General features: G+C 40.4%; 27 protein-coding genes and 1 tRNA gene. 24 read left to right on the forward strand and 4 right to left on the reverse strand.

Annotation, left to right across the window (positions count from 1 at the left end; all coding sequences use genetic code 11):
- Positions 1-106 precede the first annotated feature (106 nt).
- Entirely contained in the window at positions 107-1,279 is a 1,173-nt protein-coding gene (locus GTO83_RS03590; RefSeq protein WP_180871766.1) for a glycoside hydrolase family 73 protein, read from the forward strand.
- A gap of 155 nt (positions 1,280-1,434) precedes the next feature.
- Here GTO83_RS03590 and GTO83_RS03595 read toward each other — a convergent pair whose 3' ends face one another.
- Complete coding sequence (locus tag GTO83_RS03595; RefSeq protein WP_180871767.1) at positions 1,435-2,067, reverse strand: deoxynucleoside kinase; 633 nt, start codon at positions 2,065-2,067, stop codon at positions 1,435-1,437.
- A 96-nt stretch (positions 2,068-2,163) separates the two neighbouring features.
- On the opposite strand from GTO83_RS03595, the gene GTO83_RS03600 reads away from it, so the two are divergent.
- The 16 genes from GTO83_RS03600 to GTO83_RS03675 all read left to right on the forward strand — a co-directional run bounded on the left by GTO83_RS03600 (position 2,164) and on the right by GTO83_RS03675 (position 16,440).
- The gene (locus GTO83_RS03600; RefSeq protein ID WP_180871768.1) at positions 2,164-2,772 is read left to right on the forward strand and encodes a hypothetical protein; all 609 of its coding nucleotides are present in this window, start codon (positions 2,164-2,166) and stop codon (positions 2,770-2,772) included.
- A 60-nt stretch (positions 2,773-2,832) separates the two neighbouring features.
- Complete coding sequence (rbsR, locus tag GTO83_RS03605; RefSeq protein WP_180871769.1) at positions 2,833-3,852, forward strand: ribose utilization transcriptional repressor RbsR; 1,020 nt, start codon at positions 2,833-2,835, stop codon at positions 3,850-3,852.
- 1 nt (position 3,853) lies between these two features.
- Complete coding sequence (locus GTO83_RS03610) at positions 3,854-4,534, forward strand: CPBP family intramembrane glutamic endopeptidase (protein WP_180871770.1); 681 nt, start codon at positions 3,854-3,856, stop codon at positions 4,532-4,534.
- Positions 4,535-4,552: 18 nt separating this feature from the next.
- Entirely contained in the window at positions 4,553-4,915 is a 363-nt protein-coding gene (folB, locus tag GTO83_RS03615) for a dihydroneopterin aldolase (RefSeq protein WP_180871771.1), read from the forward strand.
- On the forward strand, positions 4,908-5,417 hold the full coding sequence (folK, locus tag GTO83_RS03620; RefSeq protein ID WP_180871772.1) for a 2-amino-4-hydroxy-6-hydroxymethyldihydropteridine diphosphokinase: 510 nt from the start codon (positions 4,908-4,910) through the stop codon (positions 5,415-5,417). Before folB ends, folK begins: the two co-directional genes overlap by 8 nt.
- Entirely contained in the window at positions 5,405-5,983 is a 579-nt protein-coding gene (folE, locus tag GTO83_RS03625) for a GTP cyclohydrolase I FolE (RefSeq protein ID WP_180871773.1), read from the forward strand. Before folK ends, folE begins: the two co-directional genes overlap by 13 nt.
- The gene (locus GTO83_RS03630) at positions 5,970-7,250 is read left to right on the forward strand and encodes a folylpolyglutamate synthase/dihydrofolate synthase family protein (RefSeq protein ID WP_180871774.1); all 1,281 of its coding nucleotides are present in this window, start codon (positions 5,970-5,972) and stop codon (positions 7,248-7,250) included. Before folE ends, GTO83_RS03630 begins: the two co-directional genes overlap by 14 nt.
- Positions 7,232-7,840, forward strand: coding sequence for a non-canonical purine NTP pyrophosphatase (locus GTO83_RS03635; protein WP_180871775.1), 609 nt, complete (start codon positions 7,232-7,234; stop codon positions 7,838-7,840). Before GTO83_RS03630 ends, GTO83_RS03635 begins: the two co-directional genes overlap by 19 nt.
- Positions 7,815-8,975 carry a dihydropteroate synthase gene (gene folP, locus GTO83_RS03640; protein WP_180871776.1) on the forward strand — a complete coding sequence of 387 codons (1,161 nt, stop codon included), beginning with the start codon at positions 7,815-7,817 and terminating at the stop codon, positions 8,973-8,975. The genes GTO83_RS03635 and folP overlap by 26 nt, the downstream gene beginning before the upstream one ends.
- A gap of 427 nt (positions 8,976-9,402) precedes the next feature.
- Entirely contained in the window at positions 9,403-9,726 is a 324-nt protein-coding gene (locus GTO83_RS03645) for a hypothetical protein (protein ID WP_180871777.1), read from the forward strand.
- Between the two features lie 51 nt (positions 9,727-9,777).
- A tRNA-Gly gene (locus GTO83_RS03650) sits at positions 9,778-9,848 on the forward strand.
- A 268-nt stretch (positions 9,849-10,116) separates the two neighbouring features.
- A complete protein-coding gene (gene argS, locus GTO83_RS03655) occupies positions 10,117-11,805 on the forward strand; it encodes an arginine--tRNA ligase (RefSeq protein WP_180871778.1) in 1,689 nt (562 codons plus the stop codon).
- A gap of 119 nt (positions 11,806-11,924) precedes the next feature.
- Positions 11,925-14,018, forward strand: coding sequence for a PBP1A family penicillin-binding protein (locus GTO83_RS03660; protein ID WP_180871779.1), 2,094 nt, complete (start codon positions 11,925-11,927; stop codon positions 14,016-14,018).
- Positions 14,019-14,065: 47 nt separating this feature from the next.
- Positions 14,066-14,425 (forward strand): YlbF family regulator, encoded by a 360-nt coding sequence (locus GTO83_RS03665; protein ID WP_180871780.1) that lies wholly within the window; start codon positions 14,066-14,068, stop codon positions 14,423-14,425.
- A gap of 59 nt (positions 14,426-14,484) precedes the next feature.
- Positions 14,485-15,423, forward strand: a complete 939-nt coding sequence (locus GTO83_RS03670) for a 3'-5' exoribonuclease YhaM family protein (protein WP_180871781.1) — start codon at positions 14,485-14,487, stop codon at positions 15,421-15,423.
- Positions 15,424-15,510: 87 nt separating this feature from the next.
- Positions 15,511-16,440 carry a peptidylprolyl isomerase gene (locus GTO83_RS03675; protein WP_180871782.1) on the forward strand — a complete coding sequence of 310 codons (930 nt, stop codon included), beginning with the start codon at positions 15,511-15,513 and terminating at the stop codon, positions 16,438-16,440.
- Between the two features lie 131 nt (positions 16,441-16,571).
- Here GTO83_RS03675 and GTO83_RS03680 read toward each other — a convergent pair whose 3' ends face one another.
- Positions 16,572-16,793 carry a hypothetical protein gene (locus GTO83_RS03680; RefSeq protein ID WP_219634237.1) on the reverse strand — a complete coding sequence of 74 codons (222 nt, stop codon included), beginning with the start codon at positions 16,791-16,793 and terminating at the stop codon, positions 16,572-16,574.
- Positions 16,765-17,190 (reverse strand): HIT family protein, encoded by a 426-nt coding sequence (locus tag GTO83_RS03685; protein ID WP_180871784.1) that lies wholly within the window; start codon positions 17,188-17,190, stop codon positions 16,765-16,767. The genes GTO83_RS03680 and GTO83_RS03685 overlap by 29 nt, the downstream gene beginning before the upstream one ends.
- Before the next feature lie 106 nt (positions 17,191-17,296).
- Between GTO83_RS03685 and GTO83_RS03690 the strand changes: the two genes are divergently transcribed.
- Genes GTO83_RS03690 through trmB form a run of 3 tightly spaced genes read left to right on the forward strand, consistent with a single transcriptional unit; the run spans position 17,297 to position 19,893 of the window.
- The gene (locus GTO83_RS03690) at positions 17,297-18,028 is read left to right on the forward strand and encodes an ABC transporter ATP-binding protein (RefSeq protein WP_180871785.1); all 732 of its coding nucleotides are present in this window, start codon (positions 17,297-17,299) and stop codon (positions 18,026-18,028) included.
- The gene (locus GTO83_RS03695) at positions 18,028-19,227 is read left to right on the forward strand and encodes an ABC transporter permease (RefSeq protein ID WP_180871786.1); all 1,200 of its coding nucleotides are present in this window, start codon (positions 18,028-18,030) and stop codon (positions 19,225-19,227) included. The genes GTO83_RS03690 and GTO83_RS03695 overlap by 1 nt, the downstream gene beginning before the upstream one ends.
- 15 nt (positions 19,228-19,242) lie before the next feature.
- Positions 19,243-19,893 (forward strand): tRNA (guanosine(46)-N7)-methyltransferase TrmB, encoded by a 651-nt coding sequence (gene trmB, locus GTO83_RS03700; protein WP_180871787.1) that lies wholly within the window; start codon positions 19,243-19,245, stop codon positions 19,891-19,893.
- Between the two features lie 206 nt (positions 19,894-20,099).
- On the opposite strand, the gene GTO83_RS03705 is transcribed toward trmB, so the two are convergent.
- Complete coding sequence (locus GTO83_RS03705; protein WP_180871788.1) at positions 20,100-20,435, reverse strand: hypothetical protein; 336 nt, start codon at positions 20,433-20,435, stop codon at positions 20,100-20,102.
- A gap of 156 nt (positions 20,436-20,591) precedes the next feature.
- On the opposite strand from GTO83_RS03705, the gene GTO83_RS03710 reads away from it, so the two are divergent.
- The 4 genes from GTO83_RS03710 to GTO83_RS03725 all read left to right on the forward strand — a co-directional run bounded on the left by GTO83_RS03710 (position 20,592) and on the right by GTO83_RS03725 (position 23,909).
- A complete protein-coding gene (locus tag GTO83_RS03710) occupies positions 20,592-20,915 on the forward strand; it encodes a thioredoxin family protein (RefSeq protein ID WP_180871789.1) in 324 nt (107 codons plus the stop codon).
- A 126-nt stretch (positions 20,916-21,041) separates the two neighbouring features.
- On the forward strand, positions 21,042-21,683 hold the full coding sequence (gene ytpR, locus GTO83_RS03715; RefSeq protein ID WP_180871790.1) for a YtpR family tRNA-binding protein: 642 nt from the start codon (positions 21,042-21,044) through the stop codon (positions 21,681-21,683).
- A gap of 13 nt (positions 21,684-21,696) precedes the next feature.
- Positions 21,697-23,004: a UDP-N-acetylmuramate--L-alanine ligase gene (murC, locus tag GTO83_RS03720; RefSeq protein WP_180871791.1), complete on the forward strand. Its 1,308-nt coding sequence runs from the start codon at positions 21,697-21,699 to the stop codon at positions 23,002-23,004.
- 185 nt (positions 23,005-23,189) lie between these two features.
- Positions 23,190-23,909 (forward strand): Bax inhibitor-1/YccA family protein, encoded by a 720-nt coding sequence (locus GTO83_RS03725; protein WP_180871792.1) that lies wholly within the window; start codon positions 23,190-23,192, stop codon positions 23,907-23,909.
- Positions 23,910-24,015: the final 106 nt, after the last annotated feature.

The following is a 24,015-nucleotide window of genomic DNA, read 5'->3' on the forward strand; positions in this document are numbered from 1 at the left end:
TTACTAGCTGCTTTTTTGTAATTAATTAATAAAATTTATTAATTTACCCTTCTTTGCTAATTTTGCGGCCTTTTTTACGTATATATATAGTATAAGGGGGAGAAAAATGAAAATAAGAACAACGTTTTTGATCTTAACCATGGTGGCAACCCTAGCAAATCCATTATCAGCGCAGGCAGCACCTTTAAGTGAGGATATGGAACAACTAGCTAAAGCCATTGTTAAACAACAAAGAGCACCATTAACACCGGCAGAGCGGGCTAAAATGCCTCTTGATGTACAGACTGATTTTGATCAGGAGCTTTTTTTGCTAACTAATATTTATCAAGAAGCCTTTAAGCAGGGAGTTCAAGCCGGATTAAAAAACCAGTGGCAACCTAATTATAAAGATGAAGTTGCTTTAGCGGGATACCAGGCAGGCTTCAATCTCGGAAAGGACCTTCAAGAAAAAGATAGATCGGTTTCCAATCGGGTAACCAATGTTAAACCGAGCCAACCAGCTTCAAAAACTAAAGTCGTAATTCCGGTAACTGACGAACCAGAGGGAGCTGGAGATAGCGCTCCAGAAACAACCCCTTCAGTTCCAGAAGATGCTCAAGTGCAAACTGATAATACGGATTATTTTAATCAGGTTCCCACGCCTAGCCGGCAAGCCTTTATTGAAAAAATAGCACCGGTTGCTCAGGAGATTGCGGCAGCGCATGATTTATATCCATCCGTTTTGATTGCTCAGGCTGCTTTAGAAAGTGACTTTGGATCCAGTGACCTTGCTCGGCAACATCATAATTATTTCGGGATTAAAGGTTTTTTCCAAAGTCAAGGGGTGAGCTTACCAACGGTAGAACATTTAAACGGTCGAGATATAAAGGTGATGGGGACTTTCCGTCATTATCCAAATGATATGGCTTCTTTAGAAGATTACGCTAGCGTCTTAAACCAGCCACTTTATGTAAATGTACACCGTAAATTCGCTTCAACTTACCGCCAGGCAACCTATGCCTTAACGGGGAAGTATGCGACTGATCCCAACTATAACCGGAAGTTAAACGCGATTATTGAGGGTTATGGGCTTACAAAGTATGACTATGGCAAACGGACTGGTGAATCAGACCAGAGCAAATCTAATAAAGCTCAGGTTAATCAACCTAGTACAAAATATCACCCAAACAAACCAGGCACCTCAGCTGTTGGACCGGTTAAAACTGACTGGACTCTTCCCATGGTTAGCGGTGCCGGTTCGGTCGGAATCCTTGAATTAATTCGACGAATGTGGCGGTAGTTAGAGAGTTAGAAAGAAGCTTCTAAAAATTTATGTAGAATAAATAATAGACGAGGTCGGGAAAAAGAGTTTCTTCCTAGCCTCGTCTATTGGTTTACCAAGATCAGTTAAAAATCAGTGATCTTGGTAAACTATGATTATCTTTATGGGTTGGGTTACCGAATTTTCTTCAACTTATCGTCAATCATCCCCAAAACGATCTCAACATTCTTGGGATCATCTAAATTATATTGGTCAAGATCAATCTTCATTTTTGGACTAGCATCGTAATCCTGGTACCAATCTTTGTAAGCAGACCACATTTTATAGTAGTAATCCTTTAGTTCAGGATTATTATCGATTTGTTCATAGTCACGGCCTCGCTTTTTGATCCGGTACAGGATGGTTTCAAAGGTGGTTTCAGAATAAACCATTAAGTCAGGTGCCTTTTTGGGAAGCCGAGTTAGTTCTTGCATCATGTTATCGAGTAATTGTAAGTAAACTTGGAGTTCAGTATCCGAAATATTACCTTCCGCGTTGTTTTCCTTAGTAAACAATGCATCCTCATAGATTGAACGGTCCAAAACATTATTGTCGTTTGACAAAGCTTGCTTGATCATTGAAAAACGTTTGTTAAGGAAGTAAATTTGTAACAGAAACCCGTACTGTTTTGGGTTCTTATAGTACAATGGAAGCACTGGGTTTTCACCCACTGGTTCAAAAAAGGCCTTAGTGTTTAAATGTTTAGCAATTTTGCCTGTTAAAGTAGTTTTACCGACACCAATCATTCCAGCTGTAATTATCACCATAATTGCCCCTCTTTAATTTTTTTTGCAACGTTAATAATCTTACTACAAACTAAAGATAGACAAAAGGATTGACTTTTGAATGAGAAAGGGTTTTGTATGTTAGAAATGAATGAAACCGAGATCAGAGAAGCGCTTTTGATTAGTCAACAACAAGGGACACTAGTCGAGGTCTATAACTTTGCGGACAACGATACTTTTAATGTGGGCTTTGTTTTAGCCACTGATCAAACCTTCACCTTGATTTTAACTTTGGATTGGGATGCCAAATTAAACGGAATCACTGCCATCCGCTTGAGTAGTATTCATGCTGTACGCAGTCAAACTGATTATTTAACGACAGTCTCCTTTAAGAGTCAGGTAGCCCAAGAACACAATTATTTTGATTTGTGGGGTCTCCAAGCTTACCTAGCTAACCAAGATTATCAAAACCACCCCATTTTACTAACGTTAGTTAAAGATGCCTATGATCACCACTTACCGGTTGTGATCGGAACTAATAAGTATAAGGGACGGGATGACTTTGAAGGTGTGATTGCTGATTTTGAGGGAATTAAGATTAACTTGCATTACTATAATGAGCACGACCTTTCTTCTTTGTGGGAGTACGAAATTCTCTTAGCCAAGATTGATTATTTGCGGATGCGGGGTAGTCAAGCGGCCACGACAGCCAAGGTTTTTCAGGACGTTTTCCATCAGACTGTCTAACTAGCCTTTTACTGCAAAATAAGGTAAAATGTTTACCAAATTAGCCAGGAGGACGCGAAAATGGCAAAAAAAGTGACAATCAAAGATTTAGCCAAGGCAGCTGGTGTTTCAGTTACTACAGTTTCCCAAATTCTCAATGGTAAGGGGGCCCGTTTTAGTGAAGAAACTCGCGATCGGGTTCACCGGCTAAAAGCAGAATTAAATTATGTTCCAGATTTTAATGCTCGAAATTTAATCTTACATTCATCTAAGACAATTGGGGTTCTTGTCCCCAATATTGGTAATCCTTTCTTCTCTTCCTTTACTCGGGGAATTCAAGAAGTATGTCGGGAAAAAGAGTACATGCCTCTGGTGTTCAGTGCCAATCACGAAGTTGAACTTGAACGGTACTATCTAAGCCGGTTAGTAGAACGGTCGGTTGATGGGTTAATCATTGCTTCATCAACTATTACTAACGAAACGATCGATGAAATTCTAAAACCAAACGGGATCCCCTACCTTTTGTTTGATCAAAACCAAGCCCATGGTCAAGGTGATCGAGTTGCGGTGGATGATTATCAAGGGGGAAAATTAGCAGCGGAACACCTTCTAAAATTGGGGCATAAGAAGCTAGTGATGTACCTACCGGAACAGCCAACTGAAAACGTACTTAATCGCTTAGCGGGCTTTAAGAATGCCTTAAATACAGCAGGGGTGGCTTTTGATGAAACTAATATTGTAAAAACGGAATTCACTAAGCAGGGGGGCTATAAAAATACCGTAGCCGTCTTGGCAAAGCAACCAACGGCGGTTTTTTGTGCTAACGATGAATTAGCCATCGGCCTTTACCGCGGTCTAACCGAACGTAATATTGAAGTACCACGTCAGATTTCAATTATTGGTTTTGATGACATTGACTTAGATGAATACGTTACTCCAGCTTTAACGACGATCCACCAGCCAATTCAACAATTAGGGAATGAAGCGGCAAAGCTGATTTTTAAACGTTTAAGTGATAAAGAAGGTAAGTTAAGTCAACAATTAGTCAAAATGCCGGTTAACTTGATTGAACGGGCAAGTACTGCCCAGGTTGAAGGTTAAAATGAGCAAAAGAAACTTAAAACAGCAACCCCTTTGGGTACGGGTGGTAATCATGATCTTTTTTGCCTTAGCTATTCAATTACCACCGATTTTCCTAATTTATGCCCGTAAGGAAAATAAGTTAAGTTGGATTGGGGCCTATTTCGTGAGCTTTTTAGTTCTTCTGGGCTTGGCGCTCTGGGTGAGCCAACAACTTGGTAAGAGCTCAAAGCCGATGATGACAAGGCAGATGAAAATTGATTGGGTTTTGGGTGGTTGGTTAGCCGTCTTTTGTGCCCAATTCCTTTTTGGTACTTTAAACCAGTTGATTTATCATCAAACCCAAACAGCCAATAATCAGATTATTATTAAATTGATGAGCCATCAATCAGCAATTATGTATGCGATGGCATTTGGTGCCGTCGTGCTTAGTCCAATTACCGAAGAATTAATTTTTCGACGAATTTTCATTGACATGTTTTTTGACTCATCGATGCTTTGGTGGCCAACTTTAATCTCAGGACTAATTTTCTCAGCTGAGCATGCAAGTACCAATCCCCTTAGTTTTTTGATTTATTTTGCGATGGGGGTAATTTTAGCCTTTGTTTACCAAAAAACACGGCGACTTTCTTGCTCGATTATGATTCATGGGTTGAATAATTTGTTAGCAATGAGTGCAATAATGTTAAATTTTGGAATTTAAGTGGAGGATTAAGAAAGAATGGGTTGGATTAGAATTAAGAATATGGTTTTCCATACCTTTAATGGAGTACTACCAGAAGAAAAAAGGTTGGGGCAACGTTTAGAAGTGGATGTTGAATTAAATTTTCCAATTGAAAAGCGAGTTTTGCATGATGACTTAAATGAAACCGTCAATTATGCGGCTGTTTATCAAGTGGTGGAAGCATTTATCCAAACTCACAACTATAATTTAATTGAAAGTTTAGCAAACCGAGTTGCAGACACTGTTTTAGCAAAATATTCCCAAATTCAAACTATCAAAGTCCGGATACGGAAATATGCGGTGCCAATTAATGGAATCTTTGATCATGTTGAAATCGAGGTTGAAAAACAAAATGCTTAATCAGGTCTACCTTAGTTTGGGAAGCAATATTGGTGACCGGATGCAACATCTTCAACGAGCGGTGGAGATGTTACAATTACGGCCAGAAAATCAACTGCTCGCAATATCGCCGGTTTTTGAAACGGAACCGGTCGGTGGGGTACAGCAACGTTCTTTTTATAATATTGCTTTGAAGTTAACAACCTCCTTGAATGCTGCTGATCTATTGAAGTATTTACATGTAATTGAACGATCGCTCCGGCGGCGACGGTTAATTCACTGGGGTCCTCGGACAATTGACCTTGATATTCTCTATTTTAATAATGAAGAATATCGAAGTGCGACTTTAAAGATTCCCCACCCCGAGATTAAGAATCGCCGCTTTGTTATTGAACCGCTTTTAACAATTGTTACAGAAGATGATTTCCACCGAAGACTTACTGACTTGTTAGCTACAACGCCGGACCACAATTGGTTAAAGATAATTCGAGAAAAAGAGGATGTTAACCCATGGATCAGATGAGAATTGAGAAAGCAGTGCATGAATTATTACTAGCGATTGGTGAAGATCCCAATCGTGAAGGCTTACAAGAAACACCCCAGCGGGTGGCCAAGATGTATGCTGAGGTATTTAATTCTATAGGAAAGAAACCCGAAGAGGTGGCAACCTATAAGACTTTTTCAGTAAATGATCAACCGGAAATGGTTTTAGTTCAAGCAATTCCTTTTTATTCAATGTGTGAGCACCACTTACTCCCCTTCTTTGGGACAGTTAATGTTGCTTATGTTCCAAAAAACGGTAAGGTAATCGGTTTAAGTAAGATTCCGCGGTTAGTTGATTTTGTGACTAAGAAACCGGGGATGCAAGAACGGGTCACAACGGAGCTAGTGGCTGAATTAACACGGATTTTAGCTCCAGCCGGAGTAGCAGTTACGGTTGCTGCTCGACACCTCTGTATGGAAATGCGGGGTGTCCAAAAGACAGGGCAATTTACTTATACGGATCGGTTTACTGGGGTTTTTAGGACTGACCTTACTTTACGGCAAGAATTTTTACATCAATCACGAGGCCAAAATGGCAAATTATGAAGCAATCATTAACCAATTTTCACCATTAATGAAGGCTGGTGAAAATGATCGGGTTGGCCTTTTACGGCGGATCTTAGTCGTACTTGGTAACCCAGATCGGCAATACAAAATCATCCACATAGCGGGAACTAATGGAAAAGGTTCAACTGGGCAGATTATCACTCAGGCTTTAATGACTAAGGGATATAAAGTTGGTCATTTTGCTAGTCCTGCAATGCTTGATGATCGAGAACAAGTCCAAATTAATAATCGGTGGGTAACCAAAAAAGCATTCGTTAAAGCTTATGAAACTATTCGTCAAAAACTACCAGCTGAGATCATTTCTACTGATTTAACCGTCTTTGAATGGTGGACGCTCATTGCTTTACAAGTTTTTGCTGACGAAAAGGTTGATTGGGCAGTGATTGAAGTTGGCTTAGGAGGGGAAAATGATTCCACTAATGCAATTTCTGCTCCTCAACTGGCCGTCATTACCCACCTCGCCTTAGACCATACTCGGATTTTAGGATCAACCTTAACGGCAATTGCCAAAGCAAAAGCGGGGATCTTTAAGACCGGTAGTCAAGCTGCGATTATTGCTCCCGGTCAAGTTCCTGAAGCTTTAGCTGTTTTGAAACAACGGGCAGGAGAAGTTCAGCTACCGCTGATTTCGGCAACTACCTTTCCAGCTGAGTGGGTTGCAAAAAATCGGGTTAAGGTTAAGTTTAAAGGACAAACGGTTATTAGCAATTTTGGCTTATTGGGAGAGTACCAACTGGCTAACCTAAAAACGGCATTGGCAGCATTAGCAGTACTATCGATTAGCTGGACTGCTAATGAGATTGAAAGTTTTTTGAGTCAAGTTAACCTTCCAGGTCGTTTTCAGCTAATTAACCAGCAACCGATTGAAATTATTGATGGCGCACACAATCCTGATGGTGCTAAACATCTAATTGCAGCTTTAAGAAGCCAATTTCCAAACCGAAAGTTTACTTTTATTTTGGGCTTCTTAGCTGATAAAAATGTTAGTCAAATGGTCAAAGATTACCAAAAATGTGGGACGGCTTTTTACCTAGTTACGCCTGACAATCCAAAGCGAGCGTTAGAAGCTGATGTGCTCCACCAAGTTCTCCCACAGGGAATTGTATGTCAAGATGTTAGGGTGGCTCTAAAAAAAGCTGAACAAGTAGCAGACGAACAAACAATCATTGTTGTTACGGGATCATTTTATTTGATTAAAGATGTTTTAAAATTTAAGAGGTTAAGCAAATGCAACTCGAATTTGTAATTGCAACTAATAATGACTTTAAAATTAGTGAGCTAACCCGAGAACTAAAATTTTTCGGTGCCCAGGGGCTTTCCTATGTTGAAGCCCTTGGAAAACAGTTAACTTTTCCACCGGAAGGAACAACCAGTTATCAAGCAAATGCAAGTAAAAAAGCTGAATTTATTAGTCAATTCTTACCGGATCGCTTAGTGATTGCGGATGACTCGGGAATCGAACTCGCAGGTCGCCCAGATGAACTAGGGGTACAAACGGCCCGGCAGTTAAAAGCCAAGTATGGCACTCAAGCTGTCAATCAAGACTTAATTAACCGGGCGGTCGAGCCGAGTCGCGGTTTTAAAATGCAAACGGTAATTGCACTTGCTCGAAATGGTTACACTCTCGCTACTTACCAAGGGGTTTTAGTGGGGCGGATTGCCAAACATATCTCTCCGGTTGGACATGGCCTTGACCAAATTCTGATACCAGCTGGGTTAGACCAAGTCTTAGGGAGCTTACCAACACCTGAATTCGTCAAGTTTGATCATCGAAGTAAAGCCGTTGCGGCTTTAGTGAAAGGAGTACAAAATGAACTTAAAAAAGTGGAATTTTAATCAATCATCGGAACCAACTACTCAAATTTTGGCAAATCTTGTAAACAAGCAAGGTTGGCTTCCTTTGATATGGTCTGAAATGGGTAACAAAAAGAAGCAAGTAAGGCTACTACTTAGTCAGTTTGATTTAGCTATCGTTGAATTAGCAGGAGGAGCGTTCGGCCTTGTTTTACCAATTTCGGCTTGGCCGACTTTTACTCAACGGGTACGGAAACAATTTGCTGATGATCAGCAAATTTTGGCTGATTTGGCAAATCTAGAGGTAACTATTGCAGTATACTGGCAAGCGGGACGCTTTCACTTCAATCTTACTAAGCACCCCTTGATCTATGGGATTTTAAATATAACTCCGGATTCCTTTTATGATGGGGGCCGCTTTAATAGTCATTCTGCAATGGTTAAGCAAATTGAAAAAATGGTGGCAGCAGGTGCTGACATTATTGAACCAGGGGGTCAAACAACGAAACCAGGACACTTCGTTGAGGTTACACCAGAAGAAGAATGGCAACGGATTGCTCCCGCGATTGAGTTAATCCAGGATCGTTATCCGCAGGTCGCTATTGCTGTCGATACCTATAAGTTACCTGTTATGGAGCGGGCGCTAGCGGCTGGAGTTGATATTATTAATGATGTTAACGGCTTTGAAACCATAGAAAAGCGGCAACTCTTAGCCAAATATTCAAAGGTCGGTCTAGTTACTATGCATTCAAGTCGTGGCCATGAATACGAAAATCTAACCAACGGGATGAAAAAATTCTTCAAGGCTAATCTTGCTGAATTGACCGCAGCAGGCATTGATCGCGAACGGATTTGTTTAGATCAAGGAATTGGTTATGCCAAGGTAGCGGATGGTTACCAAGATTTTGCGATGATGAATAATCTTGCCGAGTTAAATGAATTTCATCGTCCAATCATGGTGGCAATTTCCCGGAAGGGCTTTGGGCAAAAACTATTTGGTTTGCCAAAAGAAAAGCGACTAGGAGTAACCCTAATCGCAGAAACGGCGATGTTTTTAGCTGGTGGGCGGGTGCTCCGCGTCCATGATGTCGAAGAGACACAACAGTTGGTAAAATTGATTGAAACAATCAAGTCAAGTTACTGGGCATTACCAGGGCATTACGAGGAGAAAAATTGAGTTTGCGATTAAACAGGTCCGGGCTAGTCGAGGATTCCCAAAGGTGAGACGTAAACGCCGAAAACTTAGTTCGGTAATCGCGATGGTAAGTAGTAAAAGGATGATTTGGATAAGGTGAAGCCCAAAAAAAATTGGAAAGGTAACGATTGTAACGGCAATTCGCAAACTCAAAATTAAAGCCAGTAGAAGCCGGGTGAAACTCCCAAAAAAAGACAGTTCTTTTTCAGTACTTGCGGTGAGACTTCGATGATAGACCAGGATAATGAGAATTACCAAGATCCAACTAGCAGTACTTAAGATCATAGTTTTCCTTCCCTTCGATACTTTCTTTCATTTTACCATGTTGGATCGGGAGGGTGGCTTGAAAAATTATCAAAAACGTGTAAACTAACTTTTATTGTAGCAAGTGTAGGATGAGGTGAACTGAATGAAGTTTTATAAGATTGGCGATGAAGTTAAGGCAGGAAAGTTTGGCCCATTAGAACATGATTTTGGTGGGATTGTTGAAAAGGTATATGAAAATTCAATTATGATTTCTATTAAGGATTTCAATCCTGCCGACAAGACAAGTGTCAACGAATTAAATGGCCGGGCGGTTGTCCGCAAGGATGAAGCCAAGATGGTTAAGGCCGTAGAGCGGACTGCTGAAGATAAAGAATTAGCTGCTAAGGAAGAAAAAGAAAAGGGGAGTAAAGTGGCTAAGCCTAGTCGGAAAAAGCAGACTGTAAAAAAAAACGGAAAAAAAGAGTGACAAATAACTGAGATATGTTATCATAACTAAGGTGATTAGTTCACCTAGATCGCGGGTATAGTTCAGTGGTAAAACATAACCTTCCCAAGGTTAAGTCGCGAGTTCGATTCTCGTTACCCGCTTTGCGAGCATCGCGTTGCGGTGTTCTTTTTTATAACATTTGTTGATGTTATAAACCTTTAACAACAGTAGAAAGGTCTTCCTTTGTAAGCGAGTTCAGGTTGGTGGGAGCTGAATAAAGAGAGTTTTCGAAGCGGAGTTGAAGGAAAGTTTAATATTCATTTGAATGAGTGGAATGAAAGTTCAAATAGAGTGGTACCACGGGAAATCTCGTCTCTAATCAGTAGACATACTGACTAGAGATTTTTTGTTATAAAGGAGGATTTATTTATGGATGAAAAGCAACAAGTCGTTGACGCATTAAAGTTAGCCTTACCAGATATGACTGAGGAAGACTTGGCGGATAAGGTTGAACGGCCAAAAGATAATAAGAATGGGGACTATGCATTCCCAACCTTCTTCTTGGCAAAAACCCTTCATAAGGCTCCCCAAGCAATTGCCCAAGAATTAGTTGAAAAGATTGACCAAGCAAACTTTGAAAAAGTTGTTGTTGCTGGTCCATACATTAACTTCTACTTAAATAAAGCTAAGGTTGGGGCTGAAATTTTAAAGGCCATTTTAGCTGATCCCGAAAACTATGGTTCTAAGGATTTGGGCCACTACGGAAACGTAACGATTGACTATTCATCGCCTAACATCGCTAAGCCAATGTCAATGGGACACTTACGGTCAACAATGATTGGTGAATCCATTGGCCGGATCCTTGAAAAGGAAAACTACCGGGTTGTTCGGATTGACTACCTTGGTGACTGGGGTACCCAATTTGGAAAGCTGATGGCGGCTTACAAAATGTGGGGGAACGAAGAAGATGTTAAGAAGGATCCAATTAATACCTTATTAAATTACTATGTACGGATTAATACGGAAGCTGATGAACACCCAGAATATACGGAAGCTGGTCGGGACTGGTTTGCTAAGCTTGAACATGGGGACGAAGAAGCATGGCGCCTTTGGAAGTGGTTCCGAGAAATTTCTTTGGAGCGGTTCCAACGGGTTTACGACATGTTAGATGTCCATTTTGATTCTTTCCATGGGGAAGCCTTCTCTGCACAAAAGATGGAAGAACCAATTCAATTACTCCGTGACAAGAACTTGTTAAAGCTCAGCCGGGGAGCTCAAATTGTTGACCTTGATAAGTACAACTTAGTACCACCGCTGATCATTAAGAGTAACGGGACGACAACTTACATTACCCGTGACTTAGCAACGGCTCTTTTCCGGAAACGGATGTATGGGCACGTTAAGTCCTTGTATGTTGTTGGGGCCGAACAAGAAAACTACTACAAGCAATTGAAGGCCGTTTTAAAGGAAATGGGCTTTAGTTGGTGGGATCAATTGGAACACATTTCGTTTGGTTTAATGAGTTTCGGTGGGAAGAAAATGTCTACCCGGAAGGGGAACGTGGTCTCCCTCGAGGATGTTTTGAACGACTCGGTAAAGTTGGCACGGGAACAAATTACCCAAAAGAATCCATCGCTTAAGAACCCCGAAGAGGTTGCTAAGATGGTCGGAATTGGAGCGGTTGTCTTCCATGATTTAAAGAACGACCGGCGGAACAGTGTTGATTTCCGGCTTGAAGACGTTGTTAAGTTTGAAGGGGAAACTGGTCCTTATGTACAATATGCACGAGCACGGGCAATGAGTATTCTCCGGAAAGAAAATAATCCAAGCTTTGATGATGTTGATCTTTCCCAAGTGGGGGTAGCAGCTTGGCCGGTCCTTAAGCAATTGGGGAAGTTTGGTGAAACAATCCAACGGGCTGCGGAAAACTACGATCCATCAATTGTTGCTAAGTACGCCCTTGCATTAGCAAAGGACTTTAACCAATACTACGCTCACACGCGGATTTTGGTTGATGACGAGGGCAAGCTCGCGCGGTTAGCCTTAGTTCAAGCAGTTGCCGAGGTTTTGAAGTCGGCATTAGCTTTACTTGGGGTTAAGGCACCAGATGAAATGTAATTCCAAAGACCTTAAAATTTGGCTAAGGAAGTTGAGTTTTCCCTCGGCTTCCTTTTTTTATATCTTCAACTTATGATAGAATGCGAAGTTGAAGATATTTTTTTGGAGTTAACACTTAAATGAAATTTGAAGAGCGAAAAAAACAATTTGAAGTATGGCTCAGACGATTATGGAGAGCATTACGCGAAAACTTTCGCCATTTCTGGCATCGTTTTCAGTTAACCCGGTGGCTAATTGTAATTTTCTTAAGTGCTTTTTTACTGATGAGTATCTACTTAACGATTGTTGCCAAAACAGCAAATGTTAGGAGTCTCCAGTCGCGCCTTGAACACCCAACCATGGTTTATGATCAAAATGGAAATTCAGCTGGGAGCCTTTATTCCCAAAAGGGGACCTATGTTAAATTAAAGGAAATTTCACCTAACGTTACGGCAGCGGTTCTTTCAACTGAAGATCGCAATTTCTACCACGAACATGGTTTTTCAGTTAAAGGGCTTGGTCGGGCTGCTTTTCTTTTGGTAAAAAACAAGGTATTAGGGCGAGATTATATTTCTGGTGGTGGAAGTACTTTAACCCAACAATTAGTGAAGAATGCTTTCTTAAGTCAAGAACAAACTTTTTCCCGGAAAGCTAAAGAAATTTTTATTTCTGTCGAAGTTGAAAATCAATATAGTAAGAATCAAATTCTGACAATGTACCTTAACAATGCCTATTTTGGTCACGGCGTCTGGGGAATCCAGGATGCGGCGGAACGGTATTTTGATACTGATGCCAAAGACTTAACGGTTCCTGAAGCCGCAACATTGGCGGGGATGTTAACTTCACCGGGGACGTATGATCCGGTGAACCATCCGAAAGCCACAAAAGCGCGGCGAAATTTGGTTTTAGAGTTAATGGTCGAAAACCATAAATTAACGAACCAACAAGCTAAACACTACCAAGCAACTCCTTTAGTGGTGAACAATGGTTATCAATCGCCAAATACTTACCGTTATCCGGCATATTTTGACGCTGTGATTGCGGAGGCGATTAATAAATATGGCCTTACTGAAGCCGAGGTCATGAATGATGGTTATAAGATCTATACAACCTTAAATCAAGGGCAACAAAAGGCAATGCAGTCCGTTTTTAACGATGATGAAAATTTCCCAGCTAATCTCGCTGATGGAAGTATGGTGCAAGCTGCTTCGGTTGCTGTTAATCCGAAGACCGGTGGCGTCACTGCCTTATATGGTGGGCGGGGAAAACACGTCTTTCGTGGATATAACCGGGCAACGCAGATGCGACGGCAACCAGGGTCAACAATTAAACCAATTGCCGTCTACACACCTGCCTTGATACATGGGTACTTTTATGATTCAACTTTACAAGACGAAAAAACTACTTATGGAACTGGCAAATATCGCTATACACCAAAGAACTATGACAATCAATATAGTGGCGAAGTCCCAATGTATAAAGCCTTGTACGAAAGTTTGAATGCACCAGCGGTTTGGCTTTTAAATAAGATTGGGGTCAATACTGGCTACAAAATGGCAGAACAATTTGGTTTGCCAGTCGAGAGTGGGGATAAAAACCTTGCTCTTGCGCTTGGAGGCTTAACCAAGGGAGTTTCCCCACTGCAAATGGCTCGGGCATACTCGGTCTTTGCTTCTGGTGGGAAATTACCAACGACGCACTTTATTACCAAGATTGTGGATGCTAGTGGTCATCAGGTAAAGCGTAAGGGTCATTTAACGCAAAAACGGGTTATTAAGCAGTCAGTTGCCAACGAGATGACGAGTATGATGATGGATGTTTTTAAACTTGGGACCGGGAAGAGTGCGGCTCCGTCAGGTTATACGTTGGCCGGGAAAACGGGTACAACCAATTCTGGAATTAAAGCGAATGATAGTGATCGTGATAAATGGATTATTGGTTATACACCAGATGTGGTAGTTGCTACATGGGAAGGTTATGATGATACGACGGCGACACAACAACTTTCTGACGTGGAAAATCGCGACATTTACGCGCTTTATCGTTCTGAAATGGATAACTTACTACCACACACAGCTGGAACGAAATTCCAGGTTAAGGATGCCCAAACCCGGGCAACTAGTGAAACAAAAACCCCAAATGGGAATTTATTGCAACAAGCGAGTGATTTTGCCCAAAACGTTAAGGATCGATTGAACCAAGCTTGGAATAATGTTCGTTCGCTTTTCCAGTAGGGGTTTGTTAGAATAGGTTTAATGATTAAATTTTTTGGAGGCCGATTATGGTTGTAAATATTTACGATACTGCAAATGAACTTGAACGCCAAATGCGGGAAACGCAAGAATACAAGGATTTGGTTGTTGCTTTTGATAAATTAAAGGAAGATCAAGCAACTTTTGATCTCTTCAAGAAGTTTCAAAAGAGCCAGATGAATGCCCAACAAAAGCAAGTGGCTGGGAAAGAGCTTTCTGAAGACGAGATTAAAGAAGTTCAAGACCTTGCAAAACAAGTTAGCACAAAGCAATCCGTAATTGATTTAATGGAAGTTGAACGACGGGTTGACAGCATGATGCAAGAATTAAATAAGGTAATTACTAAGCCAATTCAAGAAGTTTACAAGGACATTTTGCCACAACAGTAAACTGAAGCTAGCAACTCCTTCTCATTGTGGATGGGGTTGCTTTTTTAAGGAGAAGATGGATGCAATTAGCTGAATTTAATGAAGGCGACCCAATTAAGGTCAACTGTTTAATCAAAAGTGCCCAAGCTAAAACAACTAAAAATGGGGGCCAATACTTAGCGCTTACCTTTCAAGATCAGAGTGGTGACTTAAACGGTAATCTCTGGGATGCAACTGATCAACAGGTTGCTGACCTAGAAGCAGGTAAAGTGGTAAATTTAACGGGGCGACGTAGTTCTTATCAAGGGAAACCCCAAGTTGAAATCCAAGGGGTTAAACTTATTCCCGAATTATCACCAAATGATTTTGTTCCCCGTGCTCCAGAAAGTGATCGTGAAATCAAGACCGCACTTCGCCCATTTTTTACAGCGATTACGGAGTCAACTTGGCATCAAATCATTAATGGCTTAATTAGTAAACATGGAACTGATTTCTTTTCCAGCCCGGCAGCTAAAAGTAACCATCACGCTTTTGTCGGTGGCTTAGCCTACCATACTTTATCAATTTTAAGGTTAGCAAAGGCGATTATTCCCCTTTATCCGGGAATTAATGAGCAATTAGTTTATGCGGGCGCAATTTTACATGATCTTGGTAAGACGATTGAATTATCCGGGCCGATTGCAACGGAATATACAGTTGAAGGGAAATTACTCGGTCATATTTCAATTATTGATGGGGAAATTACGGCAATTTGTGAAGAATTAAAGATTTCAACTTCATCTGAAGCAGTGATAGCCTTGCGACATTTAGTTTTAGCTCATCATGGCTTGTTAGAATATGGGTCACCAGTTCGGCCTCAGATCTTGGAAGCGGAGTTATTGCACCAACTTGATGAATTAGACGCGTCATTGTTGATGATGACATCAGCTTTAGCCAAGGTTCAACCTGGGGAATTTACGGAGCGCCTATTTGCGATGGATAATCGTCGATTTTACAAGTTGAAACTACCGGAAAAGTAAAAAAACCTTAAGATTCAGATCGATAATCAGTGTTTAAGTAGAATGTGGTATCATTTATTGTAAAGTTTTTAAAGGAGTGTAAAGAGTTTGAAGAAGAAAAAATTATTAGCCGTGGTGGCTGGACTTACTTTGATGCTTCCACTGGCCGCATGTGGGAATAAGGCCGTCGCTACGACAAGTGGTGGTAAGATTACCCAAAGTGAATATTACAGTAGCATGAAGCAAACTTCCCAAGGGAAAGCTGTTTTGCAACAAATGATCTTGGATAAGGTTTTGCAAAAGCAATATGGAAAGCAAGTTTCTGACTCAGACGTTAATAAGGAATACAATAGTTACAAGTCGCAGTACGGTTCTTCTTTCTCCACAGTTTTAGCTCAACAAGGCTTAACGACCAAGAGTTTCAAGGATCAAATTCGTTCCCAATTACTTTTACAAGCTGCGGTTCGCCATTATTCAACCTTTAGTAATAAAGCTTTACAAAAGCAATGGAAGAATTACCAACCAAAGGTTCAAACAGCTGAAATTTTGGTTAGTTCCAAGGATACGGCTCAATCTGTGATTGATAAATTGAACAATCACGATGGAAACAAGCTAACTTACTTCAAGAAATTAGCCAAGAAGTACTCCACGGATACTTCAACAAAGAATTCTGGTGGGGTAGTTGCTGCCTTTGATAACGCTAGCTCTAGTGTTGACTCGGCATACAAGAAGGCTGCCTTTAACTTAAAGACCGGCGAGTACACCTCTGAACCAGTTAAGACGGATAATGGTTATCAAGTAATCTACATGATTAAGCACCCTGCAAAGGGGAAGATGGCTAACCACATTAGTGATTTGAAGAACCAAATTGTTGAAAACAATATGAATGACTCCTCATTCATGAAGAAGGTCATCTCGAAAGTATTGAAGAAAGGAAATGTTTCGATTAAGGATAAGGATCTTTCGAACATCCTAGACGATTATCTTAGTACTTCATCAAGTACGGCTTCCACAACTTCATCTAGTTCTTCAAAGTAGTACCACTTTAATAGAACTTGTGGTGTGATACCCAAAGAAGTTGTTGGGGAAATTTTTTGACCGTATTTCCGTGAAATATGGGGAGATAAATAAAGACTGAGGAAAAAACCAGATTTTTCCTCAGTCTTTTGTTATTTTCTCAATTTTTCACGAGCTTGGTGCCCAAAAACCTCGGCCTTCTTAAGCAGTGGTTCTAATTCTGAAAGTGCATCTGAACTAGTTTGGCGAAGTTGCTTAAAATTAAGGGTAAGTTGCTTCTTAGCGTGAACAACTGTCCACCATTCGGTTCTTAATTTTAAGAGATCATCTTTTTCTTGATACCATCTAGTCTTTAAATTGTGATCGAATGGCATCTTGAACAGCTTTGTATTTAGCTTCGTCATAATCTTCCTCGTTGTTAATGAAAGTCATGCTAAACTTATCGTCAGCGTAACGTGGGAGTAAGTGAATATGGGAATGGAAGACTGATTGATAAGCAGCCTTACCATTGTTATTTAAAATGTTCATTCCAATAATTTCGGAGTTTGATGCTTTAACCGCCCGTGCAATCTTTGGAATCCGGGCAAAAACTGCTGCGGCAAGATCTTCATCATATTCAAAAATATCCTTAACGTGTTTTTTTGGCACTACGAGCGTGTGACCTGGAGTGGCTTGGGAGATGTCCAAAAATGCGTACACGACATCGTCTTCATATATTTTGTAACTTGGAATTTCACCATTAATAATCTTACAAAAGATGCAATCAGTCATATTTCCGCCTCGTTTCTATTATAGTTAACATAAGTATACTACCAGTATACCGCAACTCATTGTGGTATACTGATTTTATATTAGAACTTTTTAGAAGGGAATTCATATGGCATTAAAAATTGAAAATCTAACTGGTGGTTACTCTCAATTACCAGTCCTTCATCAAGTTAGTTTTGATGTCCCAGCTGGTGAATTAGTTGGTTTAATTGGCTTAAATGGGGCTGGTAAATCAACGACCATTAACCATATAATTGGATTGCTAAAACCGTTTAGTGGTCAAATTAGTTTAAATGGAATTGATCTGGCAACATCACCAATTAAATATAAAAAGCAAATTGCTTATGTTCCAGAAACTCCAATTTTATACCCAGAATTAACCCTCCGTGAACATTTAGAATTAACGATTAAGGCTTATCAACTTAATGAAAAAGTTGCCTGGGAACGGGCTAAGAAACTACTAACAACTTTCCGTTTAGCTAATAAGTTAGATTGGTTTCCCGCAGACTTTTCCAAGGGGATGAAGCAAAAGGTTATGATTGTCATGGCCTTCTTAACGGATGCTAAGCTTTTTATCGTTGACGAACCATTTTATGGGTTGGATCCACTAGCTGTTAAGGATTTATTAGCCTTAATTCAAGTACGTAAAGAAGCGGGAGCAGCAATCCTAATGTCAACTCACGTTTTGGATACGGCGCAACGATACTGTGATCGGTTTGTCTTATTAAATGATGGTCACGTTCGAGCGAAGGGAACTCTTGCTGAATTGAAGGCGCAAGCAACTGATCCAAACGCAAGTTTAGATGATATTTACCTAGCGATTGCAAGGGGGGACGCGTAATGAGCGCCTTGTTTAAAACCCGAAAGCAAAGTCATTTGACACACTTACTAAAATATTGGCGACTAGTTTTTAATGATCATTTCGTCATTGCCCTTTTCTTTTTGTTTGGTGCTTTGGCCTATAGTTATGCCCAATGGTTACCTAAAGTTACCACTGGTGCAGTTTGGGTTCGGCCATTGATCGTAATTTGGCTAGTTTTGGTGAGTCAAATTGGGCGTTTGGCTACCTTAGTTGAAAAAGCTGATCCAGTCGTTTTATTACCTCAGACAAGTCAATTTAATCCATATTTTAAACAAGCATGGTGGTATAGCTATTGGCGAGCTGGAATTATTAGTTTAGCTGGTTTAGCGGTTTGCTTACCACTTTATTGGCGGGTTGTTGCTTATCATCAAGTTGATTTATTTTACTTCATTCTGGTTGCATTATTGACGAAGGCCTTATGGCTGTTGCGAGCACGGCAAACAATTAGCTTTGGCCTAAAAAAATTGCCGCAGGTTGCAAAAATTATGCAATGGACTGAACCCATGGTGATTTGGGGTCTTACCATCTGGTATCCCTTAGTTGGCCTAATTGTTGCTATAATCCTTTTAGGTATAACTTTACTTCGGGTCCGCCAGCAAACTGAGATTAATTGGCGTTTAGCAACAGCAGTCGAGATGCAACGAATGGATAGTGTTTACCGCTTCTTCAACCTATTTACTGACGTCCCAAGCGTCCAAGGAAAAGTGAAACGGCGGCAGTGGTTAAGTGGCTTAATAAATTGGCTAGCTAAGGGTGAAGGTCCATGGAGTTATTTATATGGTCATGGCTTTGTCCGCAATGTTGATGTTGGAAATCTAGTCATGCGTTTGACGCTAGTGGCAATGATCGTAACTTATTTTGTTACGGTACCGTGGTTAAATACGGCTTTAATGTTATTGTTTATTTACTTGGTTGCAACCCAATTGATGCCTTTTTACCACCAATATGATCAAATTGCCTTCACCCATCTATTCCCGGTTTCAGCAAGCGAACAACACCAAGCTTTTGAAAAATTATTGTTGAAAATAATGATTTGTGTTGGTCTTTTAATTGTGATTGGGGCAAGTTCAATTGGACATGGCCATTTTTCACTTAGTCACCAGGGGTTAAATCTTATCTTAGCCATGGTTGAAGTTTGGCTACTAAACCGTTATTATTTGAAAATACGAATAAAATAAGTAAGGAGCGAATTTATGCGGGTTAAACACAAAAAATGGGCTGAACCGTTGATGGAAGCTCACCCGGAAAAGATGGTTTTGAATGGTGAAACCGTCAAGGGCCATTGGCAAGGTCGGTTTGAAAAGTCGCAACCAATTCAACTTGAAGTTGGAATGGGAAAAGGCCAATTTATTATTGGGATGGCTAAAGCCCATCCAGAGATTAATTTTATTGGTCTTGAAATTGAAAGTACGGTCGCTGCCATTGCATTAAAGAAGGCTTTACCTGAAGAGTTACCAAACCTCCAACTAATTCGGGCCAACGGTGCCGGGTTAGAAACCTTCTTTGAAGATCACTCCATTGATCGAATTTACCTCAATTTTTCTGATCCATGGCCAAAAACGCGCCATGAAAAGCGACGGCTTACTTACAAGAGCTTTTTAGCAAACTATGAGCGCGTTTTGAAACCGCATGGTAAGATCGAACTTAAAACTGATAACCAAGGCTTTTTTGAATACTCATTAACCAGTTTTAATAACTATGGCTTGGTATTTGATGGGGTTTGGTTGGATCTTCACCATTCCGATGAAAATGAAGGTAATGTGGAAACCGAATATGAACAAAAATTCAGTGAATTGGGGCAACCAATTTACAAGGTAACTGCTCATATTCCAGATCGAAAGTAAGACTAACTAGTAAAAATTAAGATGATGAGCAAACTCAACGAAGGCCACTAATAAAAGTTAGAACGTAGCTGATATAACTTTTAAATTATCGTAAGCAAAAAAAGCTCCACCAGCAATCACCCTCTTATCTGGAGGGCGATTGCTTAGCGGAGCTTTTTTCGTTCTACTTAATTTTTTGCAGGTCATTGCGAGGTTTTCTCCTGACCTCATTTAGCAACCCGTTTCATTTCTAGAATTGAACCAGTGTAGGCATCAGCCCAGAACTGGTAGGTGGTGAGTTGGTCGTCTTCTTGGCGGGTAATTCCACCTTCATAAGCCGAGGTGCGAATTGCAAAACGTTGAAATGGCTTTGCTTGGTGATTAATCCAACTCCCGCTAATAGGGCCTTCCTTTTTAAAATCACTCATAATGGCTTTTAAAATTGAGTTGGGGTTTAATTTCCGATCCCCAAAGATCTTGCCAGCGACGAAGCCAGCAAAACCGGATAGTCCTAAGGTAACTGGTATTAACCAGGGATTAACTGGCGAATTGGAACTTTCCATTACTTACCTCACTTCTCTCTTTTAAAGTATTATTATTGTATCATAAGATTGATTTAGTCCCAAATAATCGCTCAAGAGATTGAGCAAACGGGTTTACTTTTATGAAAATCTGTGTATAATTACTTACAATTAGTAAGAAAACTAGGAGGGGAAATAATGGAAACTTTACCTAAAATGACTCAAGCAGAACTCAATCAAAAAGTTGCAAAGGGCAAGTATGTGCTCTTCTTTACGGCAGATTGGTGCCCAGACTGTAACTTCATTAAGCCAGCCATGCCATCAATTGAGGCTGATTTTGCTGATTACACTTTTATTAAGGTTGACCGGGATGAAAATATTGATCTTGCGGCTGATCTTGGAATTATGGGAATTCCTAGTTTTGTGGTTTATGAAGATGGAAAAGAAATTGGTCGCTTTGTAAATAAAGATCGGAAAACAAAGGAACAAGTTGAAACTTTCTTAAACGGTTTAATCGCCTAAATTCTATTTTTTAAAGAAAAAGGTGGGGAGAAATTAGTTTTCTCTTCACCTTTTTTATTCCGAAACCGTTTCGTGTGGTAAACTTAGACTTAGTTTATTTAAATAGAATGTGAGGGAATAAATTCCATGTTAGTTGCAGGATACAACCCAGGGGAATTGGGCGATATTTTAGTGGTCATGACCGCAAAGGGTTCAGGTGACCATGTTGTTTCACAAAAAGACCAAATTGTACAAATTAAGGGTGCCAAGGATGGGAGTCTCCTTGGATACAACTTCTTAACTGCTAGTGAGATTTTGCCGGAATTAAAAACTGGAGTAAACGGAAACGTTGACTTAAATAATGATCAAATTGCCAAACTGAATAGAGCACTTATGAAAGCAGGCTTTCGCGATGAATTGAGCGCAAATCGGTATCCTAACTTTCAAATTGGTTTTGTTGAAAAGATGGTTGATCATCCTAAGTCTGATCATTTGCACATTACGACAGTTGATCTCGGCGACCATAAACAACAAATTGTTAGTGGTTCACCAAACATGGCAGAAGGGATTAAGGTGGTTGTTGCCAATGTTGGAACAATGATGCCAAGTGGATCAATTATTTGGCCGGGGGCCTTACTTGGAGTTGAAAGTGACGGGATGATTTGTTCTGGCCGAGAATTAAAACTCAAAAATGCGCCGCAAAAGCCAGGGGCACTGATTTTACCAGCTGATTTTGGTGAAGTAGGTGCAGCCTTTGACTTTACAAAGGGTAACCAACTTTTTAAGTAGGAAGGGTTAATAAATGGAAAAGAAACATTATTATTTTGTCGGCATCAAAGGGACTGGGATGGCGGCCTTAGCTGAGGTGCTTTTTGATCTTGGAAATGAAGTCGAAGGATCAGACATTGAGAAGGAAACCTTTACCCAAGGACCACTCTTAGCAAAGGGAATTCAAATTCATTCTTTTGATCCTACTAACATTAAGCCAGGGATGACGATTGTTAAGGGGAATGCTTTCCCAGACGACCAAGAAGAGGTAGTGCGGGCTAAGGAGCTAGGTTTGACTGTTCAATCATATCCTGAAACTGTCGAAGAATTAGTGGCTAGTTATACCAGTATTGGGATCGCCGGGGCTCACGGCAAGACTAGTACGACAGCCTTACTCTCCCATGTCTTGTCGGGAGTTGATACTACCAACTTTTTGATTGGAGATGGCGAAGGGAATGGACAAGCCGATGCCCGTTTCTTTGTCTTTGAAGCTGATGAATACCGGGATCACTTCTTGGCCTACCATCCTGACTATGCGATTATGACCAATGTTGACTTTGATCACCCTGACTTTTTCAAGAATTTAGCCGATGTTAAGGATTCTTTTGAAACTTATGGAAAGCAAGTCAAGCGGGCAATTTTTGCTTGGGGAGATGATCCTAGTTTGCGGGAACTCAAGGTTGATGTGCCAGTCTACTACTATGGGACAAGTGACCAAGACGATTTCCAAGCTAAGAATATCGAACGGACGCCAGAAGGCTCTAACTTCACCGCTTACTTTAAGGGGCAAAAGTTAGGCGACTTTACAATTCACTTATATGGGGAACACAGTGTGCTGAATGCCTTAGCGGTGATTGCGGTTGCTTACTTTGAAAAGGTTGACTTGCAAGAAATTCAACGGGAATTAGCTACTTTTACGGGTGTTAAGCGGCGCTTTAGTGCAAGTAATGTTAATGGTCAAATTATCATCGATGATTATGCTCACCACCCATCTGAAATTAAGGCGACCTTGGATGCGGCCCGACAAAAGTATCCCGAACGGGAAGTAGTGGCAATTTTCCAACCACATACTTATTCACGCCTTCAAGCTTATTTGACTGATTTCGGGAAGAGTCTGACGCTTGCTGACAAGCTTTACGTTACTCCAATCTTTGGTTCAATTCGGGAAAACGCTGGTAATATTTCAAGTGCTGACCTTGAAAAGCTTGTGCCAAACAGTGAAGGAATTGACCTTGATTCAATGACAAAGCTTCTTAACCATGAAAATGCGGTCTTTGTTTTCATGGGAGCTGGTGATATCGAGAAGTACGAAGATCAATTTAAAGCTTTACTGGAAAAATAGGTGAACTTCCAAACACCAAGATTATTCATTAATAATTATTAAGCTGGATACCCGTTACTTTAGTGGCGGGAGGAAAGCCTCAGTTTGATAAGGATTGCTTAAGATTCTTGCACTTGAATCAATGATTTGCTAAGATTTTCTATAGTAAACGTCAAAGTTAGTCAAACTTGATTGGAGGAACAAAATTGAATAATCTTTTCTCGCAAGAACCGCAACGGCGTGAAGTAAACACTGATGCTGTTGGGCTGAACCGTTTTTTAACGCGGATGTACGGGAATATGGCCCTTGCAGTGTTAGTATCGGCCCTTACAGCTTATTTATCAATGACAACCTTTAGGGTGGTTGTTGTTAACTTTTTTGCTGCGCATGCAGGGATGGTTTGGTTAATGCTACTACTCCCAATTGCCTTAACTTTTGGGATTAGTGCAAGTGCCCAACGAAATCCAGTCGGTAGCTTTATCATGTTAATGGTAACAGCGGTAATTTATGGTTTTGTATTTTCCTTAATTGCTGGAGCTTATACGGGAGCTAATATTGCAGCTGCCTTTCTATCTAGTGCCGCAATCTTTGTTTACTTGGCAATCTATGGAACGGTTACTAAACGTGACCTTTCAAGAGCCGGGAGTCAAGCAAGTGCAGCTTTAATTGCTTTAATAATTGCTTGGATTATTAATATGTTCTTACAAAGTCCAGCGATCACTTACATCTTCTCCTTTATTGCCGTGATTATCTTTGTTGTTCTTACGGCATGGGATGCTCAGAAAATGAAGAACTTGTACTTGCAATATGGTAATCAAACTTCAGTGAGCGGTTTAGCAGTGGTTGGTGCTTTACAACTTTATCTTGATTTCATCAACCTCTTTATTCAATTACTTCAAATTTTTGGAATGTCAAACCGGGATTAATTTGCGGTTTTAGTTTCTGTGTACAATTCAGAAATGTAAGAGGGTGGGAAAGAAAAATTTCTTCCCACTTTTTTTATTTTGAAAACCAGGTCTGTTAAAATAATAA

Origin of the sequence: Lactobacillus sp. 3B(2020), assembly GCF_013487845.1 — a bacterium.
In the GTDB taxonomy this organism is placed as follows: domain Bacteria; phylum Bacillota; class Bacilli; order Lactobacillales; family Lactobacillaceae; genus Limosilactobacillus; species Limosilactobacillus alvi.

What these genes read in the sequence shown, in the direction of transcription:
- GTO83_RS03665 (WP_180871780.1), top strand. Translation starts at nt 14,066, where the DNA reads ATGGTTGTAAATATTTACGATACTGCAAATGAACTTGAACGCCAAATG.
- GTO83_RS03590 (WP_180871766.1), top strand. Translation starts at nt 107, where the DNA reads ATGAAAATAAGAACAACGTTTTTGATCTTAACCATGGTGGCAACCCTA.
- GTO83_RS03680 (WP_219634237.1), bottom strand. Translation starts at nt 16,793, where the DNA reads ATGCCATTCGATCACAATTTAAAGACTAGATGGTATCAAGAAAAAGAT.
- GTO83_RS03695 (WP_180871786.1), top strand. Translation starts at nt 18,028, where the DNA reads ATGAGCGCCTTGTTTAAAACCCGAAAGCAAAGTCATTTGACACACTTA.
- GTO83_RS03690 (WP_180871785.1), top strand. Translation starts at nt 17,297, where the DNA reads ATGGCATTAAAAATTGAAAATCTAACTGGTGGTTACTCTCAATTACCA.
- ytpR (WP_180871790.1), top strand. Translation starts at nt 21,042, where the DNA reads ATGTTAGTTGCAGGATACAACCCAGGGGAATTGGGCGATATTTTAGTG.
- trmB (WP_180871787.1), top strand. Translation starts at nt 19,243, where the DNA reads ATGCGGGTTAAACACAAAAAATGGGCTGAACCGTTGATGGAAGCTCAC.
- folP (WP_180871776.1), top strand. Translation starts at nt 7,815, where the DNA reads ATGAACTTAAAAAAGTGGAATTTTAATCAATCATCGGAACCAACTACT.
- GTO83_RS03610 (WP_180871770.1), top strand. Translation starts at nt 3,854, where the DNA reads ATGAGCAAAAGAAACTTAAAACAGCAACCCCTTTGGGTACGGGTGGTA.
- GTO83_RS03660 (WP_180871779.1), top strand. Translation starts at nt 11,925, where the DNA reads ATGAAATTTGAAGAGCGAAAAAAACAATTTGAAGTATGGCTCAGACGA.
- argS (WP_180871778.1), top strand. Translation starts at nt 10,117, where the DNA reads ATGGATGAAAAGCAACAAGTCGTTGACGCATTAAAGTTAGCCTTACCA.
- folB (WP_180871771.1), top strand. Translation starts at nt 4,553, where the DNA reads ATGGGTTGGATTAGAATTAAGAATATGGTTTTCCATACCTTTAATGGA.
- GTO83_RS03705 (WP_180871788.1), bottom strand. Translation starts at nt 20,435, where the DNA reads ATGGAAAGTTCCAATTCGCCAGTTAATCCCTGGTTAATACCAGTTACC.
- murC (WP_180871791.1), top strand. Translation starts at nt 21,697, where the DNA reads ATGGAAAAGAAACATTATTATTTTGTCGGCATCAAAGGGACTGGGATG.
- GTO83_RS03685 (WP_180871784.1), bottom strand. Translation starts at nt 17,190, where the DNA reads ATGACTGATTGCATCTTTTGTAAGATTATTAATGGTGAAATTCCAAGT.
- GTO83_RS03635 (WP_180871775.1), top strand. Translation starts at nt 7,232, where the DNA reads ATGCAACTCGAATTTGTAATTGCAACTAATAATGACTTTAAAATTAGT.
- GTO83_RS03710 (WP_180871789.1), top strand. Translation starts at nt 20,592, where the DNA reads ATGGAAACTTTACCTAAAATGACTCAAGCAGAACTCAATCAAAAAGTT.
- GTO83_RS03595 (WP_180871767.1), bottom strand. Translation starts at nt 2,067, where the DNA reads ATGGTGATAATTACAGCTGGAATGATTGGTGTCGGTAAAACTACTTTA.
- GTO83_RS03600 (WP_180871768.1), top strand. Translation starts at nt 2,164, where the DNA reads ATGTTAGAAATGAATGAAACCGAGATCAGAGAAGCGCTTTTGATTAGT.
- rbsR (WP_180871769.1), top strand. Translation starts at nt 2,833, where the DNA reads ATGGCAAAAAAAGTGACAATCAAAGATTTAGCCAAGGCAGCTGGTGTT.
- GTO83_RS03670 (WP_180871781.1), top strand. Translation starts at nt 14,485, where the DNA reads ATGCAATTAGCTGAATTTAATGAAGGCGACCCAATTAAGGTCAACTGT.
- folK (WP_180871772.1), top strand. Translation starts at nt 4,908, where the DNA reads ATGCTTAATCAGGTCTACCTTAGTTTGGGAAGCAATATTGGTGACCGG.
- folE (WP_180871773.1), top strand. Translation starts at nt 5,405, where the DNA reads ATGGATCAGATGAGAATTGAGAAAGCAGTGCATGAATTATTACTAGCG.
- GTO83_RS03645 (WP_180871777.1), top strand. Translation starts at nt 9,403, where the DNA reads ATGAAGTTTTATAAGATTGGCGATGAAGTTAAGGCAGGAAAGTTTGGC.
- GTO83_RS03630 (WP_180871774.1), top strand. Translation starts at nt 5,970, where the DNA reads ATGGCAAATTATGAAGCAATCATTAACCAATTTTCACCATTAATGAAG.